Source organism: Paenibacillus sp. 1_12, assembly GCF_900114475.1.
GTDB lineage: Bacteria > Bacillota > Bacilli > Paenibacillales > NBRC-103111 > Paenibacillus_S.
This window is the reverse complement of the sequence record NZ_FOTE01000001.1, coordinates 643,558-662,114: the sequence shown is the minus strand read 5'-3', so window position 1 is coordinate 662,114 and position 18,557 is coordinate 643,558. Positions and strand designations below refer to the sequence as shown.

Genomic DNA, 18,557 nt, shown 5'->3' with positions numbered 1-18,557 from the left:
TGTAAAGAATGCGTGAAAGCTTAGGTGATCGGTTTTTTAATTGGATCAATATTACAATATTGGCTTTGGTATGCGTGGTGACGATTTTCCCTTTATATTACGTTTTTGTGATTTCTTTTACCGACCCGATCGAATATGCACAGAAGCAAGGGTTTGTTGTATTCCCTGAGCATTGGACGATTCGTTCCTACGAATATTTGTTATCAACGCCTTCTTTTAAAAATGCGACATGGGTCAGTTTGTTTCTGTCAACGGTGGGAACCGGATTAAGTTTAATCGTCACAGCTGCTTTGGCTTATGGACTATCCAGAAAAAGGCTGCAGGGTCGAAAAGCCTTCTTGGTGCTCATCTTGTTTACGATTCTGTTTAACCCTGGCATTATTCCTCCGTATTTGCTCGTTCGGGATTTGGGGCTGATCAACAGCGTATGGTCTCTAATATTTCCGATCCTCACCAGCGGCTGGTACGTGTTATTGATGAAAAGTTTTTTTGACAGTATACCGGTTGAATTAGAGGAAGCAGGGATGATTGACGGGTGCAATGATGCAGCGATCTTCTGCCGAATTATTCTTCCTCTGTCCTTGCCAGCACTTGCTGCGTTTGGCCTGTTCTATGCCGTGTCGTATTGGAACACGTTCTTTAATGCCGTTCTTTACATCAATGATTATACGAAATGGCCTTTGCAGCTTGTTCTTCGCAATATGCTGATTGAGTCCTCTACGGCTGTTGGAGGCGCGGTTGCGGCCGAGATGATGTCTGAAGCACAAATCCCGGCACAGACCTTGAAAATGGCGGCTGTCGTGATCGCGACCTTCCCGATTCTACTGGTATATCCGTTTTTGCAAAAGCATTTTAATAAAGGAGTCATGCTTGGGTCGGTAAAAGGCTAACTGCTGCCGTTAACAAGCTTCTCAATATAAAGGAGGTTTAAAGTAATGAAAAGCAAAAGGTGTGGGGCCATATCGGCTTTGTGTGTGATGTCCCTCGTAACAGCGGCCTGCTCGTCAGGAGGCTCATCTTCATCTGCTCCAGCGTCAGGAAAAGCAGAGAATGGTCCTCCGACGGAAATCAGCATCATAACCGAATTCCATACTCCTGAGCCGCCAGGGCCAGATAATCCTGTATTAAAAGAGATTGAGAAACGCACGAACACCAAAATCAATATGATCTGGGTTTCACCCAATAACTGGGATGAGAAACAAAGTGTCACCCTGGCTTCGGGCGATATACCGGATTTAATGAAAATCTCGGATATTACGAACCCGCTTATGCAGCAAATGGTTAATCAAGGGGCATTCTGGGATTTGACGCCTTATATTCAAAATTATCCTCACTTGATGGAATACCCCAAAAGTGTATGGGAGTCGACTCGAATAAACGATAAAAATTTCGCTATACACTCCGTACGCCCGATTGAAGGGGGAGGCTTTCCAGCTGTACGAAAGGATTGGTTAGACAAATTACACTTGCAGGTGCCTACAACTACTGATGAGATGTATAAAGTATGGCAAGCTTTTACGGACAGTGACCCTGATGGGAACGGAAAGAAGGATACATTTGGCTACAACATGAGGGACTGGTCACCCATGATGGACAACATTTTTAATAAAAGCAACGGAAAATGGAAGCTGAAGGACGGCAAGCTTGTCGATGTCGCTTCAGAACCGGGCACACGTGAAATGCTGGTTTATTTAAACAAGGCTTACAAGGATGAATTAATACCGAGAGATTTTTCAGTCATGAAAACCTCACAAGCTGAAGAATTGGCGACATCGAGTAAATCGGGTTTTACAAGTGACACCATTCTTGGCTTGTGGAGACAGATTGACATTCCAATGAAAACCAATCCAAGTGCTGACTTTTTGGCTCTTACTACACTGAACGGAGTGGCCCTGCAATCTCCCGGATTTTTGGGCGTATATCTGATACCGAAAAAGGTTCCTGAAGCTAAGGTGAAAAAGATTTTGGCATTGATGGATTTTGGAGCGTCCGAGGAGGGAGCTTCACTGGCCATAAACGGTATCAAGGATGTTCATTACAAGGAGGTGGATGGATTCAAGGTCGCTATGAAGCAGGCGGATGTGGACAGCATTTCGGTTAGCTCCTTTGGAAAAGTTTTTGAAAGATTTGATAAATACTTGTGGGCCTATGCGCCGGGCATGCCGAAGGAAATTTTTGAGCGCAACAAAAAGATTGTGGATGAGAGATCCAAGGTCAGCATTGCCGATCCTTCTATCGGGTTAATATCGCAAACCGGGATTCAGGTAGGTGGAGAATATAATAAAAAAATTAGCGACATGAAAATAAAGGTCATCATGGGGAAAGAAACGATAGAAGCGTGGGATTCCTTTGTCAGTAAGCTTAAGGAGGATGCTCAGTATCAAAAAATAGTTATGGAAATGAATAAGGCTTATCAAGAGAAAAAGAAATAAGCGGGCATTGATGTTGATTTATATCCAACTATAAGGAGTGTTTTACAATGAAATATGCCGTATTAGGAAATACAGGATTGAAAGTGAGCCGTATTGCCGTAGGAGGCTATCCGTTCTCAGGCGTTAATAAAGCGCAAGGCTGGGACCCTTACAGCCCGGATGGAAGAGCGAAGGCAATTCGCACAATTCATACAGCATTGGATTCAGGCATCAATTATATCGATACAGCCGCTGGTTATGGCAGCGGACACAGCGAAGGTATTATTGGGGACGTATTGAAAACGAGACGTCAGGATTGTTATGTGGCTACTAAGGTCTCATATCGAGGAGACATGGATATGGCTGCAGTCATTCGCAGTGTAGAGGAGAGTCTTGCTCGCTTACAGACAGATTACGTGGACGTCATCCAGTTCCACGGGGGCATCTATACGCAGGAGGATAACGATCACATTCTGAGCGGCGGGCCGATGGAAGCGCTGCAGGAGCTGCAGAAGCAGGGCAAAGTAAGATGGCTGGGTTTGACGACGGAGGATGCACATTCAGCTTTAAATCTGATCGAGACGAATTTGTTCCATGTCGTGCAGGTTAATTACAACATCATCTATCAGTCCGCTGCACTTCACCTGCTGGGCTTGGCAGCAGAGAAACAAATGGGCGTAGCCGTTATGAGACCGATGACCTCGGGCATATTTGAGAGACTATTGGAGCATCTGGCTCCCCATTTACTTGAAAAGCAAGATATTTATGCGCTTTGCCTGAAGTTCCTGTTATCCGATTCCCGTGTTCATTTGCTTAATATAGGGATGAGATCGCCTGAAGAGGTTAGCACCAATATTCAATTGCTGGATGCTTACACGCCAACCTTTGATATTGTCGACCTGCCTCGTATGACGGTTAAAATCTATGAGACCGATGATCAACGAAATGGTTTAGCTTAATGAATTCATAAAAAGGGGGTTCATTGCATGACATGGATTACAGACGCCTATTCTCACATAGGCATGCCGCGTTATGGCGGATTGGCTGATTTTGTGCAACATATGCAGCGGTTTCAAATAAAGAAATCCGTGATGGTACTGGCCAAAACGGTGCCTGATTTTACCAGCTTGTTTGCCGGCATCGCTGACTATCCCCATACGATCCGAGGTGTGGGCATTCCGTTTGGGCAGACCGAGCAGCAGCGTGAGGAAATGGTTGCGATTCAATTGAAGGCGGGCGTCATCGGATTAAGGATGGAGCCCGCGGAAATCGTGGCAAATCCGGCCATCCTGAGAACGTTAGGGGAGCAAGGAAAGTGGATATTTGCCATTAGTCCGTTTCACTCGGAAGCTATCAGTCGAATTTATCTGGATTGGCTGGAAGAATACCCGCAATCGAGCATCGCGGCACCTCATCTGCTGTACTCGCAATCGGCCTGTGAGGCGCTAAAGCAGTCGCAGCAAGTAAGAGATTTATTGCGCCATCCCCGGTTTCATGTCATATTTTCGCGCCACGGAGGCACAGGAAGCACAGAGTCCTATCCGCATTCCGACTTTTTGCCCTGGATGAGCTATGTGTTTGAACAGGCGAGCATCGACAGAATCATGTGGGGGAGCGAATATCCGGTCATCTACTCACGCAACGAATCGATGCCGCAGTGCATTTCGTGGCTTGAAGCGATCCGATGCGGGTTATCGGAGCAGCAATTAAAGGACGTCATGCATGACAATACGGAACGTTGTTTTTTTACGGAACAGGGTCCTAAGAGAGAATACGCAGCAATCCCGGATTGGGTTGCCGAACAATTCGATTATCAACAAACCGTGAGATTGTATAATCATGAAGGATTTGAACTGACGCTGGACGTATACGGAAAGCTGTTAAACGGATATTTACAGTCCGATGCGTGTCGGGAAGGCATTCCTTTTGCCGACTACTTCATGAATCAGCTCACACTGCTTATGAAACAAAACTAAATGGGAGGTTGATTCAAGTGAACAATATGAAGAGATTCGGTAGCCTGTTAATCATTATGTGTATGATGGCTGTGCTGGCCATGGGCTGTGGAAGCGCCGACCCAGCGGCACCCGGAACGAAGGCGGGGGAGAAGGTTACTTTCCGTATTTCCTGGCAGACATCCCCTGCAGGCGATAAAGTCAATCTCGAACTGCTGGAGACCTTCAAGAAAACGCATCCGAATGTGGAATTTGTAGTAGAAACGGCGGAATCAGGCAAATATCCTTCCAAGATATCGATGGATATCGCAGCCAATAATATCCCGGATACGTTTTTCTATTGGAGACCTGAGCCGAGCTATGGGGTAGACAAATTTATTCAGGCGGGCGCTTTGGCCGACCTTTCGGAAATTAAAAACGAGTCTTTTTTTAAAGACAAATTTGCTGAATACGCGGTAAACACATCTACAGTGGATGGCAAGCTATACGCGATCCCGACAGGCTACGCTTTTATTATGTTTTTAGCAAATAAAGAGATCGTTGAAAAGCTGGGACTCAAGATTCCTGAAACTTGGGAGGAGCTTGTTAATCTGACGAATGTCGCCAAAGCAAAAGGGTATATACCTTGGGGCGTTTCAACGAAGCCATTTGCATCAGGCTGGGAAAGACCGCTTGGTTATGTATTCGACAGATTCCTGACCAGCAGAGGTGAGAATGGCGTGTTGAATGCTTTTGCAGGTAAAGCACCGTTCAATTCACCTGAAGCAATCAAGGCTGCCGAGCACTTATATGATTTGGTTGCCGGCAAGTCGGCACCCGACTCTACAACTTTGGACGATACGCAAGCAACCTCCAAGTACTTTAACACCGAGAAGGCCGTTTTATATATCAACGGTACGTATGGGCTTCCTACTATAAAGCCTGAGCTTTTGGATAAGTTGGTTCCCATGAAGTTTCCGCCTATCCCGGGTGCAGCAGACAACAATCCTATACAGGATAAGGACTTGACTGAAGTCGCTTATATTAGCAGCAAAGCTTGGGCCGATCCTGTCAAGAAACCGATCCTGTTGGATTGGATTAAATTTCTGTGCAGTCAGGAATTTTCCGATGCTAAAGTATATAAGAATCAAACCTTGACTCCGAATCAGGACTTGAAGCTCGATCCAACCAGGGTTGCAAAAATTCTGATTGAGGCCAAATCACTTGCAGACCCGGCCAATCAAGTAAAATGGCCGCTTTCCTTCGCCAATCCTGAAAGAAAAGAACCGTTTTATAGCGTATATTCGGAGTTTTGGGCAGGTAAATATACGGGCAAGGAATTTGCCCAAAAACTCCATGAAATCTTTTATCAGAAGTGACGTTCGCTAAATAACAGCAAAAAGGCTGTCTCGAAGCCGTTTCACTTATATCAGCAGACGCTTCATTGGCTTTGAGGCAGCCGACCATTATTTGTGTAGGAGCGAATCGACATGGGTGTATTAAAGTTTAAATCATTCTATTTGGTTTATATCATTCCGGCTCTGGTGTTATACTGCATTTTTTTCATATTACCTTTCATTCAGACGATGATTTACAGTCTTTATAATTGGGATGGAATTAATACACCGATTTTTATTGGTATGAAAAATTATTGGGAAATGTTTCATGACAGTGTGTTTTATGCCAGTACGGGCAGAGTTTTAAAATGGGCGCTGATCCAGGGTATCGTCCAAATCAGTATTGCCATGCTGTTAGCCAACGTGCTTAAGGATAAAATCAAGGGCTCGCAGTTTTTCAGGGCGGTATATTTTATTCCGGTGGTCATGTCCTCCGCGGCCATCTGTGTCATGTTTACGGTTATGTATGATAACGATATCGGGCTGCTAAATGCGCTGTTACGTTCTATTGGCTTGGGAAACCTGGCGAAGGTATGGCTGGGGGATGCCAGTGTTGCCTTTTATGCTGCGATTGCCGTACCCATTTGGCAAGGAATCGGACTCTATATGGTAATCCTGCTGTCCGGACTTCAGTCGATATCCGAAGAAATATTTGAATCGGCCAAAATGGATGGGGCCAATGCTTGGCAGCAGCTAACCCGAATTACGATCCCGATGATGTGGGGCATTATTCAAATATGTATTATTTTGACCGTGTCGGGTACATTCAAAAATTTTGACTATGTTTACATTTTAACCGCCGGAGGACCGGGCAGCTCCACACACGTGCTTGCTACTTACATGTATGATAAGGCGTTTATCGGCTTGCGTTATGGCTACGGGACTGCGGTTGCGGTCATTATCTTTATGCTGGGATTGTCATTTACCGTTATTTTTCAGACACTTACCAAAACCAGAGATACGTAAGGGAAGGAGGGGCAAAGGTTTGATAAGCGATAGCAGCAGTAAGCTCAAGTATCAAACGGTCAACACAAGTCGATATATGTTACTTCTGTTGTATGCCGTCGTTACCATCTTTCCGTTATTGTGGACGTTATCGAATTCGTTTCGTACGAATGATCAAATTTTTTCGAAATTTGCGGTTATACCTGAAAGTCTGACCTATTTTAAAAATTATGAAATGATTTTTGCAACAAGCATACCGCTTGCCTTTTACAACTCTTTAACGATAACAGCCCTAAGCCTATTGATCATGCTGGTTTGTGCGATCCCGGCATCCTATTTGCTTTCCCAGTACAAATTCAGATTTGCCCAAACGATTTATTTGTTTTTTGTCATTGGCATCATCGTGCCTAGGCTGTCTATCCTGATCGCGGAATTCAAAAATTTTCAAATGTTCGGCTTCCTTGGCAAGCAATACCCGATTGCGCTTTGTTATGCCACATTTGAACTATCCATCGCCCTGTTTCTTCTGGTTGGCTTTATGCAAAGCATACCTCCATCCATTATCGAATCTGCGAAGATTGACGGGGCTAATTCGTTTGATGTATTGATCAGGATTGTAATGCCTGTCAGCAGAAATGGAATCGTTACGGTTATCATCCTTGCCTTCGTATCGATTTGGAATGAATACGCCTATGCGATGGTGATGATTCCGAATATCAAATTCAGAACGCTGACGATTTTGCTGGCTTCGGCCAAAAATGAATTTTTTGTGGAATATGGGATGATGTCTGCCGGGGTCGTCGTTGCCGTCGTTCCGATGATAATCGTATATGGATTTCTACAGGACAAAATTATTAGCGGTATGGTCGCCGGAGCTGTCAAAGGATGATTATCAATGCTGGCGGGATTTTCCAAGGGAAAGGAGCTAAACGCACCATGTTAAAGCTTTGCATAATCGGCTGCTCGCAGTTTGTTTATGACTTTATTTACGATTGCACGAAAAGGTTCCCTATGAAGCTGGCTGCAATCTGCGATAGCCATACAAACACAGCAGCGTTCACGGAAAGATATTATTGTCCTGCGGTTTATGAGGATTACATGGAAATGCTGGATATGGAAAAACCGGACTTGGTCATTTCTTTTCCGGCCTATAAAGCCCAATATGAGGTAACGCGTAATTGCCTGTTGGCGGGTGCCCATGTGTTCTCTGAAAGGCCGATCTGTTTAAATACGCAGCAAGCGCTCGAACTGATTGAAATCCAGAGGCAAACGAATCGTTATGTGATGCCCCGTCTCAATAGAAGATATGCCCCATCCTATGTCATGGCAAAGAACACAATGGAAAAGCAGGAATTCGGGGCTCCCACGATGTATTTGGCCAAATATCATGCTTCTGCTTATGAATCAGAGGAGATTTTCATCTGGAATCATGCGATTCATCATTTGGATGTGGCGCGATATTTACTCGGTGAGCTTAAGCTGCTGCATGTGGAAAGGGCTTATGTAGATCCAAGAAGAATGGGATACAATATCTCGTTCAGGTCCGATCAGGGATGTATCGGGGTTATCCAGACCAGCTCGCTTCAATATGGTGAATATCCGATGGAAAGGGTAGAGGTAACCGGAAATCTGAGGAATGTGATCGTCGACAATATTAGATCCGTTCAGTACAATCGGCCTGCGCCAAGTAGAGTGAACATAGCTTCGATGCAGTTTGATGAAGATGGCGATACCTTGATCTGGAATCAAAATTTTGCCCAGCTTAATAATTTTACGTTTTATGGATTTGAAAATATGTTCGAGCATTTTGTTGACTGCATCTTGACCCATAAACAACCGATGCCTCATATGGAGGATACGCTTAAGACACTTGAGCTGGTGGAACGATTGCGTGAGCTGGTTAATCAGGAAATAGAAGCCTAAACCAATATAAAGGATGGATTAACAATGACAACAGATCAAACGAAGCTTACAGAGCTTACAGCAACAAATGAGGAAAGCCCATGGTTTGAAAGGACAGTTCGTTGGGGACAGACCAATCTGACCGAGATGGACCCTGTCAACTGGGATAAGGAATTTTGGAAAGATTACTGGAAGCAAACCAAGGTACAGGGCGTCATTATTAATGCAGGCGGTATTGTAGCCTATTATCCCAGTGATCAGGCCATGCAATATCGGGCGGTTGGGTTAGGCGATACAGATTTATTCGGGGAATTTACAGCGGAGGCAAGAAAAGCGGGCTTGGTCGTTTTGGCGAGAATGGACATTAACCGGGCAACCCAGGATTTTTACGACGCACATCCAGATTGGTTTGTAGTTAATGCCAAGGGAGAACCAGCCCAATCGAACGGACGCTATTTTTCCTGCGTGAACAGTCCGTACTATAAAGAGTATATACCGGAAGTGCTCAAAGAGATTATCGCCAAGTATAAGCCGGAAGGTTTTACCGATAACAGTTGGACGGGTGCGTCCCGCAAGATCATTTGCCATTGCGGCTATTGCAAAAGCAAATTTAAGGCAGATGCCGATCTGGAGCTTCCAACCACAGCAAATTATGATGATCCGGTGTATCGGAAATGGATTACTTGGAGCTATAACTGCCGCATAGAAAATTGGGATTTATTCAATGCAGTAACACAGGAATTCGGAGGACCTGATTGCTTATGGCTGGGCATGTTTAATGCGGACCCGCTCAGACCACATACCAATTTCTGCGACCTGAAGGAAGTGGGTCAACGCTCGAAAATCATTATGTGCGATCATCAGACTCGAGACAATATGACTGGCTTTGAGCAAAACAGCCTTAACGGTTACCTGCTGCACAGCTTGGCAGGATGGGATACCTTAATCCCGGAAAGCATGTCCAATTATGTGCGGGGTGTTCGCACTTTCCGCCAAGGCAGCAATCCGTCGAAGGAAACGCAATTGTGGATGCTGGATGGGATTGCCGGAGGTATTTCACCGTGGTATCACCATGTAGGCGCGCTCCAGGAAGACCGGCGCCAATATCAGAATGCACCCCCGGTCATGCAGTGGCATGAGCAGAACGAAGCCTATTTATATAACCGCTTGCCAGTCGCCAATATCGGATTGCTATGGTCGCAGGAAAACACGGAATTCTACGGACGTGATGAAGTTGAAGAAAGGGTTACCTTGCCTTGGCATGGCTTTGCTCGCGCCATGACCCGTGCGAGAATTCCATTCGTACCTGTACACGCCGATCATATTGCGAGAGAAGCGAGTAAGTTGGACGTATTGATATTGCCTGATCTGGCAGCGATGACCGATTCGCAATGCGAAGCAGTCCGAACGTTTGTAGAATCGGGAGGCAGTCTGGTATTCACTGGGGTTTCGGCAACGCTGAATGAGTGGGGCGAAGTGAGGGAGTCATTTCCGCTTCAATCGATTACAGGTATTCAACATTTGCACAAAGTGGATGGAGTTGTCGGAAAGTCAAGCCCGGATTGGGAAGTTTACGACGCTCATAATTATTTGCGAATCCCGCAAGAGCGCCATGCGGTATTTGCTGAATTTGACAATACCGCCATACTGCCTTTTGGAGGAACGGTTCATAGAGTGGAAACGAACGAGCAGCTGAAAGCAATTGCTACCTATATCCCTTCGTACCCAATCTACCCGCCTGAATTCAGTTGGGTTAGGGAGCCTCACACGGATATTCCTGTTATGTTCACAGGAGAGCATGCCTCAGGAGGACGCCTATTTTACTTCGCAGGTGATATAGACCGCTGCTATGGACGTACCCACCTACCAGACCTTGGTGACTTGCTTGCTCATGCTGTACAATGGGCTGCCGCCGACAAAACTCCCGTAAAGATACAAGGCCCTGGTTATTTGGATTGCAAGCTGTACAGGCAGGGGGAAAGGCTGCTGCTGCATGTAATTAATCTAAGCGGAACGAATCAGACCCACGGATATATTGAGGAATTTCTTCCGATCGGACCGATTCAAATATCCTTCAAGGTCGATGGATGGATCCCGCAGCGTGCAAGCCTGCGAGTAAGCCATGTAGAAATAAAGCCTGAGGCTAAGGATTCCTGGGCAACGATTCAAATTGATTCGATAGTCAGCCATGAATTCGTTGTGCTAGAGTGAAACGGTGCGAGGCTGGAAACTGACACTTCACCAAACCGATAAGGTGGCAGGTCCAGCGCAGTTCTTTAAATGAATAATAATGGAAAATGACGCACTTCTGGAGGCATCTCCAAAGTACGTCATTTTTTTGTTCCGTTGGGAATTGTAATGCTTACCCCAAAAATGTGGACTCTCAGAAAAAAAAATTCGATTTTTGCAAAAATCGTTGAATGTTTATGAATTTGTATTGTACTATAATTCATTTGTATTCGCTTACAACGCTTAGTTGAGGGCCCAGTAGAGTGAGATTATTAAATGAAAAAGGGGATGGATTCAATGCTTAATCAAACAATTCGTGGTCTTGTTGTTACTTCGATCATCGCAGGATTGCTCAGCGGATGTGCGGGTGGTACGGGTGCAGGTACCGATACGGCGGGGGCTGCTGTCAAGAGTGGTGAGAAGGTTACACTGAAATTCCACTTTTGGTATAATGAGGATCAGGATAATTGGAAAAATGTTTACAAAGAGTTCGAGAAAAAATATCCAAATATTAAGATTGAATCTGTAACAGCTGGGGACAACAATTCAATCGAGTATTTGAAAAAGCTTGATCTTGCTGCAGCATCCAGCGACCAGATCGATGTGATGATGTTCTCTGCTCCGCAATATTACTCGCAGCGAGCAGCTATCAATATGCTGGAGCCACTTAACAGTTACATTGCAAAAGACGGATATAAGGTACAGGATGAGTATTATATAGATCCTTCCATTGGAGATAAGATCTATGCTCTTCCCGCAAAGAAAGCTACATTCTTTGTTATGATGAACAAAAATCAATTGGATGAAGCAGGTCTAACGGTTCCCAAGGAATGGACGTGGGATGAATTCCTTGACTATTCCAAGAAGCTGACCAAAGGCGAGGGAGCGAATAAGCGGTATGGAACCTACTTCCACACTTTCCCATTGATGACTCAAGTGGCTCAGATCAATCAGATGGACAATTACTTCCTGTATAAGGCTGACGGTAAAACATTAAACATAGATAACCCGCTCATTAAACGTTCACTCGATATTCGCAGACAAGCGGAAATTGTAGATAAATCGGCAACACCTTATTCGGAAACAATCAGTCAGAAACTGAATTACAGGCCTCTATATTTCAACGAAAAAGTAAGCATGATTCTAACAGGAGATTATATGATCCCTGAAGCCGGCGGAACAGATAAAGTACCGGCTAATTTTAAGACGGTTTTCGCACCTTATCCTAAAGTGAACAAGAACGACCCAACGACAACCCTTTCAGGTGGAGATCTTATGAGTGTGTACGCCAAGTCCAAGCATAAGGAAGAAGCGTACCAATTCGTTCGTTGGTACACAACGGAAGGCATTCAACTTCAAGCCAAATATATCCCATCATGGAAAAAAGCAGATGTAAATAAAACCATTGATAGTCTGATTGCTTCTTCCAAAACACCGGATAAGGTGGACAAGGAATCTTTATTGAACGTGATGAAAAACAGCATACCTCAAAAATTCAATATTCCTGCTCCTTATAGTGATGAAGTTGATAAAGCTTATGTGAAGGAAGTTGAAAGGTTTTTGCTTGGTGAGGTAGATGCGGATACTGCCATTAAAAATGCCTCTCAGAAGGTTCAGGAAGTTATTAAAAATAACAGCAAATAATTTCAAAATCAACGGTTCTCTCAGACGATCTGAGGCGGCCGTTGATTTTTCCTGTATAAGGGCATAACATGAAATGAAGCAGTTGCTACATGAGGAGACAAGGGGGCACAAGATGCGTAAACCAATAGCTTGTAGTCTAGCTGCTATTTCAATCATTGCAGGATTGCTCAGCGGGTGTATGAATGGCCCTAATGCTGCCGTTTCAGAGACTGTCGATAATAAGTCTGAAAAAGTTATACTGAAATTTTACTTTTGGTACAATGAGAGCCAAGACAATTGGAAAACCGTATATAAGGAATTCGAGAAAAAGTATCCGCATATTAAGATTGAATCTGTAACTGCCGGGGATAATAATTCAGTAGAATATTTGAGAAAGCTTGATCTTGCTGCCGCATCTGGAGACCAGATTGATGTCATGCTGTTCTCTCAGCTTCAATATTATACACAGCGCGCAGCTATGAAAATGCTGGAGCCTTTAAACCCATTCATTGCAAAGGACGGATATAAGGTTCAGGATGAATATTATATTGACCCGTCGATCGGGGAGAAGACCTATGCACTTCCCGCCAAGAAAACGACTTTTTTCGTTATGCTGAACAACAATCATTTGAACGAAGCAGGCCTGCCGATTCCCAAGGATTGGACATGGGACGAGTTTCTCGACTATTCGAAGAAGCTGACCAAGGGTGAAGGGACGAATAAAAGGTACGGAACTTTCTTCCATACATTTCCTTCTTATTATCAAATCGCGCAGATCAATCAGATGGACAACTATTACCTGTATAGGACCGATAGCAAGACACCTAATATCGATAATCCGCTAATTAGACGCTCATTAGATATTCGAAAACAGGCTGAAATTATTGATCAATCAGCTACTCCGTATTCGGAAACAATCAGCCAAAAGCTGAGCTATAGACAGCAATATTTCAATGAAAAGGTGAGTATGATTCTCATAGGTGATTATATGATTCCAGAAACCGGGGGAACGGATAAATTGCCTGCAACCTACAAAACGGTATTCGCCCCTTATCCTAAAGTAAATAAGAACGACCCCATCACAACCACATCAGGTGGAGATCTTATGGGTGTGTATGCCAAGTCGAAGCATAAGGAAGAAGCTTACCAATTCGTGCGTTGGTACACAACGGAAGGGATAACGCTGCAAGGCAAATATATCCCATCATGGAAAAAAGCGGATGTCTCCCGCGTACTTGATAACATCATTGCTTCCTCCAAAACACCGGATAAAGTCGATAAGGAAACTTTATTGTATGTGATGAACAACAGCATTGCGCAAAAATTCAACATTCCGACCCCTTATCATGATGAAATCGATAATGCTTATGTGAAGGAAGTTGAAAAATTTTTGCTTGGCGAAGTAGATCGAGAAACGACCATTTATAATGCTGAACAAAAAATTCAGGAAATCATAAAAAATAACAGTAAATAGAAAAAACTGAACCTGTAAAATGAAATCATAAAGGTTGCAAAGCAAAAATCCCGAGGAAGCTTTTCCTTGGGATTTTTTGGCGGTCCGAATCAATTATGGCTTCAAATCGACACTCTGTTCCTATTACATACGGGAACCGGAATATGTAGATTGGCTAAAAGCTTGGAGATTTCTGCAGAATGCTTGAGAGACATTACAGCCTTGGATACCTTTTCTGGCCCACTTAGAACGGAATCAATGCCGAACTTATTTTCAATGTAATCGATTCCTCTGCGAGTGATGGCAACGTAAGACACAATTTTAGGATTAGCTGAAGGATAGGTAAGTTCATAAATGATTAGTTCTTCATTTTCTAATTTCTCTAGTGCTGATACAAATAGATCAGGTTCTACCCCGATTATATGATGATCAATATCCATCAAATTTGATGAATCCTTTTGATACTCCAGATAGAATGATAAAAGTATTTTTTGTTTTAAATCTACTCGCATGATAACCTCCTTCATGATTGCCAATAAAAGAATGTCTAACCTTACTATAAGGTAATACAAACCTCAGCACATCAAATGATTTTTGCAAAAACAGAAATTTTTATGCAATGATAACGAAATTGCTGCCTGTTTGTTAAGGAAACTTTGGGTTGGGTCCTCCGTTGACAAGTCGACAGAAAAGCGCGCAAATAATTTTTCCAATAGAAAAATTTCTTCGATGTTTTTGCTCCTTCAGCTCCCTATAATGAAAGCATATCCGAACAACATGAGGTGATCAATTTGAAACAAGGTTTGATGGAAAGCTCGCACGTTACCGTATCCAAGAAGACTTTGCAGCAAACACGTAAGCGTTCCGATAGTGAGGCGTGGGCTGGATTCTTTTTTACCGCACCTATGCTCATAACGACCACCGTGCTTACCATTATCCCGATTCTGCTCTCTGGAATTATCAGCTTCACCGATTGGAACTTTATATCAGGTCTAGAGAATATCAAATCCGTAGGGTTCTCTAATTATGTAAAGCTGTTTCATGATGATGAGTTTATTCTTTCCATGAAAAATAACATCGCGTTGATGGCTGTTGTACCGGTATCGCTATTCCTTTCCTTAGTATTGGCGGTGCTTATTAATAAAGCGACGTACTTCAAAACCTTTTTCAAGGTCGTCTATTTTATGCCGTTCATATCCAGCTTTGTTGCTGTTGCTGTATTGTGGAGGGTATTATTTCATCCTACTAACGGACCGATCAATGGCTTCTTAAAGTCAATCGGGTTCGATAACCCGCCATTATGGCTTGCGGATACGCATTATGCGCTGCTGTCCGTTATGATTATTATGGTATGGTCTTCTCTGGGATTTAATATGATTATATTTATGGCTGGGCTGCAGAATATACCGAAGGACTTGTATGAAGCCGCTGATATTGATGGAGCCACGCCCGTTCGCCAATTTTTCTCCATCACCCTGCAGATGCTTTCGCCAACGACTTTCTTTCTATTAATAACCGGGCTGGTCGCTTCTTTTAAAGCTTTTGATCTCATTATGATCCTGACGAACGGCGGACCTGCGGGGTCCACTTCCGTCATCGTGTTTTACTTATATGAAACGGCCTTCATTAATTTGAAGTCGGGTTATGCTTCAGCGATGGGTATCGTATTACTGCTCTTCATTCTTGTGATTACGCTTATTCAATGGGTAGGTCAAAAGAAATGGGTAAACTATTAAGGAGGTGTTCCTATGAAATCAATTCGTCTTGATCGTGCATTAGTTACTGTAATAATGGCGGGTGCGGGAATATTCTTCATTTTGCCTTTCATTTGGATGATCTCAGCGTCCTTCAAGCCAGAACTGGAGGTACTAGCCTATCCCATTCAATGGATTCCGACGACATGGAGAGCGGTAGAAAATTATACAGAGGTATGGGCGGGAGCGCTGCCCTTTTCTCTATATTATTGGAACAGTCTGAAGGTTTCCGTATTGACAACCATGTTTTCATTACTCATCTCATGCATGGCTGCCTATGGTTTTTCCAAGGTAACCTTCAAGGGGCGGGATATGCTGTTTGTTCTCGTGCTGGTGACGTTTATGATTCCTTCCCAAGCCATATTGGTGCCGCAATTTATTATGATGCGTTGGATCGGATTATTTGACAGCCATATCAGTCTGATTTTGTTAGGTGCCTCGGGGGTTCTGGGGACATTTCTACTGAGACAGTTTTTCATGGGGATTCATAATGAAATTATTGAATCGGCTCGGATCGACGGGGCGAATCACTGGATTATCTTTTCCAAGATCACCGTTCCACTGGTTAAGCCGGCATTGGCGACTTACATGATCTTGCGATTCATATGGACCTGGAATGATTACCAAAACCCGTTGATTTTTATCCGGTCGGATGCGTTGTTTACACTTCAGATCGGTATGCGTAAGTTTGCGGATGCGAATGGTGAATTTTATTCTCTGATTATGGCGGGCGCTGTTTCGGCTATTTTGCCGCTGTTGATCATATTTATTATTGGACAAAAGCATGTTATTGAAGGTGTAGCTATGGGCAGTGTAAAGGGATAAACTACAACTAGCAGCTATATAAGATGAACCAAGGAAACATACAGCCCAAGCGGAGAAAGCGGACCCTTCTGGAGAAACGAAGTGTTCGCCTTTGCAGACGGATTCTTACCCGTATAGGGCTAAGAATCGAAAGAATCTGGCTGCAACAGCGATTGGAAGAAGGGTCTGCTTTCGCAGCGTCTCCTTGCTGTCTGGATGTTTGGTTCATCTTATACAGAACGGCCAATCTCAACCAAAAAAGGAGTCTGAGAACTATGGTGGATTTAAAAGCAAAACCTTTTCACTTAAGCGACGAAGATATCAAATGGGTAGAAACGATGATTGCCTCCATGACGATCGAAGAAAAGATTGGACAGCTGTTTATTAATTTAGGATACCGTCATGATCAGGAATATTTAAAGGAAATACTGGAAAAGTATCATATTGGCGGGGTGCGGTATAATCCCAATAATGCAGAAACGATCTATGAGCAAAATAAATATTTGCAGGAAAACAGCAAGATTCCATTACTGATTGCGGCGAATACGGAATCGGGCGGCAACGGGGCTTGTACAGATGGGACATTGATTGGTACTCATGTACAAATCGGGGCTACTCAGGATTCTAAATATGCTTATCAATTAGGGTATGTAAGTGGTGTTGAAGGAGCCGCGGTTGGATGCAACTGGTCATTTGCACCTGTGGTTGATATTAACTACAACTGGCGAAATCCGGTAACAATGACACGCTGCTTCAGCGATAAGCCGGATGTTGTTCTGGACATGTCCAAAGCCTATTTTAACGGGATCAGTCAGAGCGGCTTTGCTGCAGCGATGAAGCATTTCCCTGGTGATGGTGTGGACGAGCGTGATCATCATTTATTAGCGAGTGTCAATACGAAGTCATGCGAAGAATGGGATCAAACCTATGGCAAGGTGTATCAAGGGATGATTGAAGCAGGGGTTCAGAGCGTGATGATCGGTCATATCAAATTACCTGCATACTCCCGTAGGTTAAACCCCAATATGACAGATGCAGATATCCTGCCTGCAACCTTATCGCCAGAATTAGTTACGGGTCTGCTGCGCGAGCAGCTTGGATTTAATGGACTGGTGCTTACTGATGCTTCTGCGATGTTGGGACTTACATCGGCTATGAAACGCTCAGACCAATTACCGTACGCTATAGCGGCTGGCTGCGACATGTTCTTGTTTTTTAATGATCCCGAAGAGGATTTTCAGTTTATGATGGATGGATACAAGGATGGAATTATTACCGAACAACGTCTGACAGACGCGCTTACTCGCATCTTAGGTTTAAAGGCTTCCCTTGGTTTGCCTGGTAAACAGCAAGCAGGCACGCTTGTACCGCCGAAAACAGCTCTAAGTGTAGTCGGATGTGAAGAGCATAAGGCAATGGCGAGAGAAGTTGCTGATCAATCCATCACGCTTGTGAAACAAACGCGTGCGGATTTGCCTCTTAAGCCGGAGACGCATCGTCGAATTATGGTGTATGTTCTCGGTGATGACCTCGTATTTTTTGGGCAAAAACAGCAAGGCGTCAAAGATATGATCGTTGAAGAATTGGAGAAAGCAGGCTTCGCCGTCACCTTGTATGAAACACCTTCCGAGCAGATGGCGCGAGCCAAACAGGAAAGTGCTGATGACAAGAAAGCGCCAATTGCTGTCCAACGATTTAAACGTGAGAAGATTTCAGCATTTACAGATGCATATGATGCGGTGATCTTGTTTGCAAATGTTCAGGATTTTGCCCAACAAAATTATGCTCGTATCAAGTGGTCCTCACCGATGAGCAGCGAGATTCCATGGTATGTCACATCGATGCCGACCGTATTTGTTTCCCTGAACAATCCGTTTCATTTGTATGATGTGCCGATGGTCAAGACCTACATCAACGCGTACGCGCCTACCAGAACCATCATCCAGGAAACGATTTCCAAGATCACCGGCGAATCGACCTTTAAAGGAGTTAGCGAAGTGGATGCGTTCTGCGGCGTATGGGATACCCGTATTTAAAACCAACGCATACACCATCAGGTTTCTTTCATGATATAATCTAGTAGTTAACGGAATGGCATCTGGCTC

At 44.0% G+C, this 18,557-nt stretch carries 15 protein-coding genes; 14 read left to right on the top strand and 1 reads right to left on the bottom strand.

Annotated features, from left to right (window positions below; genetic code table 11):
• Window positions 1–8 precede the first annotated feature (8 nt).
• The 11 genes from BM210_RS02920 to BM210_RS02870 all read left to right on the top strand — a co-directional run bounded on the left by BM210_RS02920 (window position 9) and on the right by BM210_RS02870 (window position 13,915).
• Window positions 9–890, top strand: a complete 882-nt coding sequence (locus tag BM210_RS02920; RefSeq protein WP_091164230.1) for a carbohydrate ABC transporter permease — start codon at window positions 9–11, stop codon at window positions 888–890.
• Window positions 891–935: 45 nt separating this feature from the next.
• A complete protein-coding gene (locus BM210_RS02915) occupies window positions 936–2,432 on the top strand; it encodes an extracellular solute-binding protein (protein WP_091164229.1) in 1,497 nt (498 codons plus the stop codon).
• A gap of 47 nt (window positions 2,433–2,479) precedes the next feature.
• Window positions 2,480–3,370: an aldo/keto reductase gene (locus BM210_RS02910; protein WP_091164227.1), complete on the top strand. Its 891-nt coding sequence runs from the start codon at window positions 2,480–2,482 to the stop codon at window positions 3,368–3,370.
• Between the two features lie 27 nt (window positions 3,371–3,397).
• Window positions 3,398–4,387: an amidohydrolase family protein gene (locus BM210_RS02905; RefSeq protein ID WP_091164226.1), complete on the top strand. Its 990-nt coding sequence runs from the start codon at window positions 3,398–3,400 to the stop codon at window positions 4,385–4,387.
• Between the two features lie 26 nt (window positions 4,388–4,413).
• Window positions 4,414–5,724, top strand: a complete 1,311-nt coding sequence (locus tag BM210_RS02900; RefSeq protein WP_256223234.1) for an ABC transporter substrate-binding protein — start codon at window positions 4,414–4,416, stop codon at window positions 5,722–5,724.
• Window positions 5,725–5,835: 111 nt separating this feature from the next.
• On the top strand, window positions 5,836–6,708 hold the full coding sequence (locus tag BM210_RS02895) for a carbohydrate ABC transporter permease (protein ID WP_091164224.1): 873 nt from the start codon (window positions 5,836–5,838) through the stop codon (window positions 6,706–6,708).
• Window positions 6,709–6,727: 19 nt separating this feature from the next.
• Entirely contained in the window at window positions 6,728–7,576 is an 849-nt protein-coding gene (locus tag BM210_RS02890) for a carbohydrate ABC transporter permease (RefSeq protein ID WP_177237592.1), read from the top strand.
• A complete protein-coding gene (locus BM210_RS02885; protein WP_091164220.1) occupies window positions 7,573–8,610 on the top strand; it encodes a Gfo/Idh/MocA family protein in 1,038 nt (345 codons plus the stop codon). The genes BM210_RS02890 and BM210_RS02885 overlap by 4 nt, the downstream gene beginning before the upstream one ends.
• A gap of 24 nt (window positions 8,611–8,634) precedes the next feature.
• Complete coding sequence (locus BM210_RS02880; RefSeq protein WP_091164218.1) at window positions 8,635–10,800, top strand: alpha-amylase family protein; 2,166 nt, start codon at window positions 8,635–8,637, stop codon at window positions 10,798–10,800.
• Window positions 10,801–11,115: 315 nt separating this feature from the next.
• On the top strand, window positions 11,116–12,462 hold the full coding sequence (locus BM210_RS02875) for an ABC transporter substrate-binding protein (protein WP_177237591.1): 1,347 nt from the start codon (window positions 11,116–11,118) through the stop codon (window positions 12,460–12,462).
• Between the two features lie 112 nt (window positions 12,463–12,574).
• Window positions 12,575–13,915 carry an ABC transporter substrate-binding protein gene (locus BM210_RS02870; RefSeq protein WP_177237590.1) on the top strand — a complete coding sequence of 447 codons (1,341 nt, stop codon included), beginning with the start codon at window positions 12,575–12,577 and terminating at the stop codon, window positions 13,913–13,915.
• Window positions 13,916–14,016: 101 nt separating this feature from the next.
• Here BM210_RS02870 and BM210_RS02865 read toward each other — a convergent pair whose 3' ends face one another.
• On the bottom strand, window positions 14,017–14,406 hold the full coding sequence (locus tag BM210_RS02865) for a hypothetical protein (RefSeq protein ID WP_091164214.1): 390 nt from the start codon (window positions 14,404–14,406) through the stop codon (window positions 14,017–14,019).
• A gap of 294 nt (window positions 14,407–14,700) precedes the next feature.
• Here BM210_RS02865 and BM210_RS02860 point away from each other — a divergent pair, with 294 nt between their 5' ends.
• From BM210_RS02860 to BM210_RS02850, 3 genes are all read left to right on the top strand, one after another.
• The gene (locus tag BM210_RS02860; protein WP_091164715.1) at window positions 14,701–15,630 is read left to right on the top strand and encodes a carbohydrate ABC transporter permease; all 930 of its coding nucleotides are present in this window, start codon (window positions 14,701–14,703) and stop codon (window positions 15,628–15,630) included.
• Between the two features lie 12 nt (window positions 15,631–15,642).
• A complete protein-coding gene (locus BM210_RS02855; RefSeq protein ID WP_091164211.1) occupies window positions 15,643–16,473 on the top strand; it encodes a carbohydrate ABC transporter permease in 831 nt (276 codons plus the stop codon).
• A 254-nt stretch (window positions 16,474–16,727) separates the two neighbouring features.
• Complete coding sequence (locus tag BM210_RS02850; protein ID WP_091164209.1) at window positions 16,728–18,488, top strand: glycoside hydrolase family 3 protein; 1,761 nt, start codon at window positions 16,728–16,730, stop codon at window positions 18,486–18,488.
• Window positions 18,489–18,557: the final 69 nt, after the last annotated feature.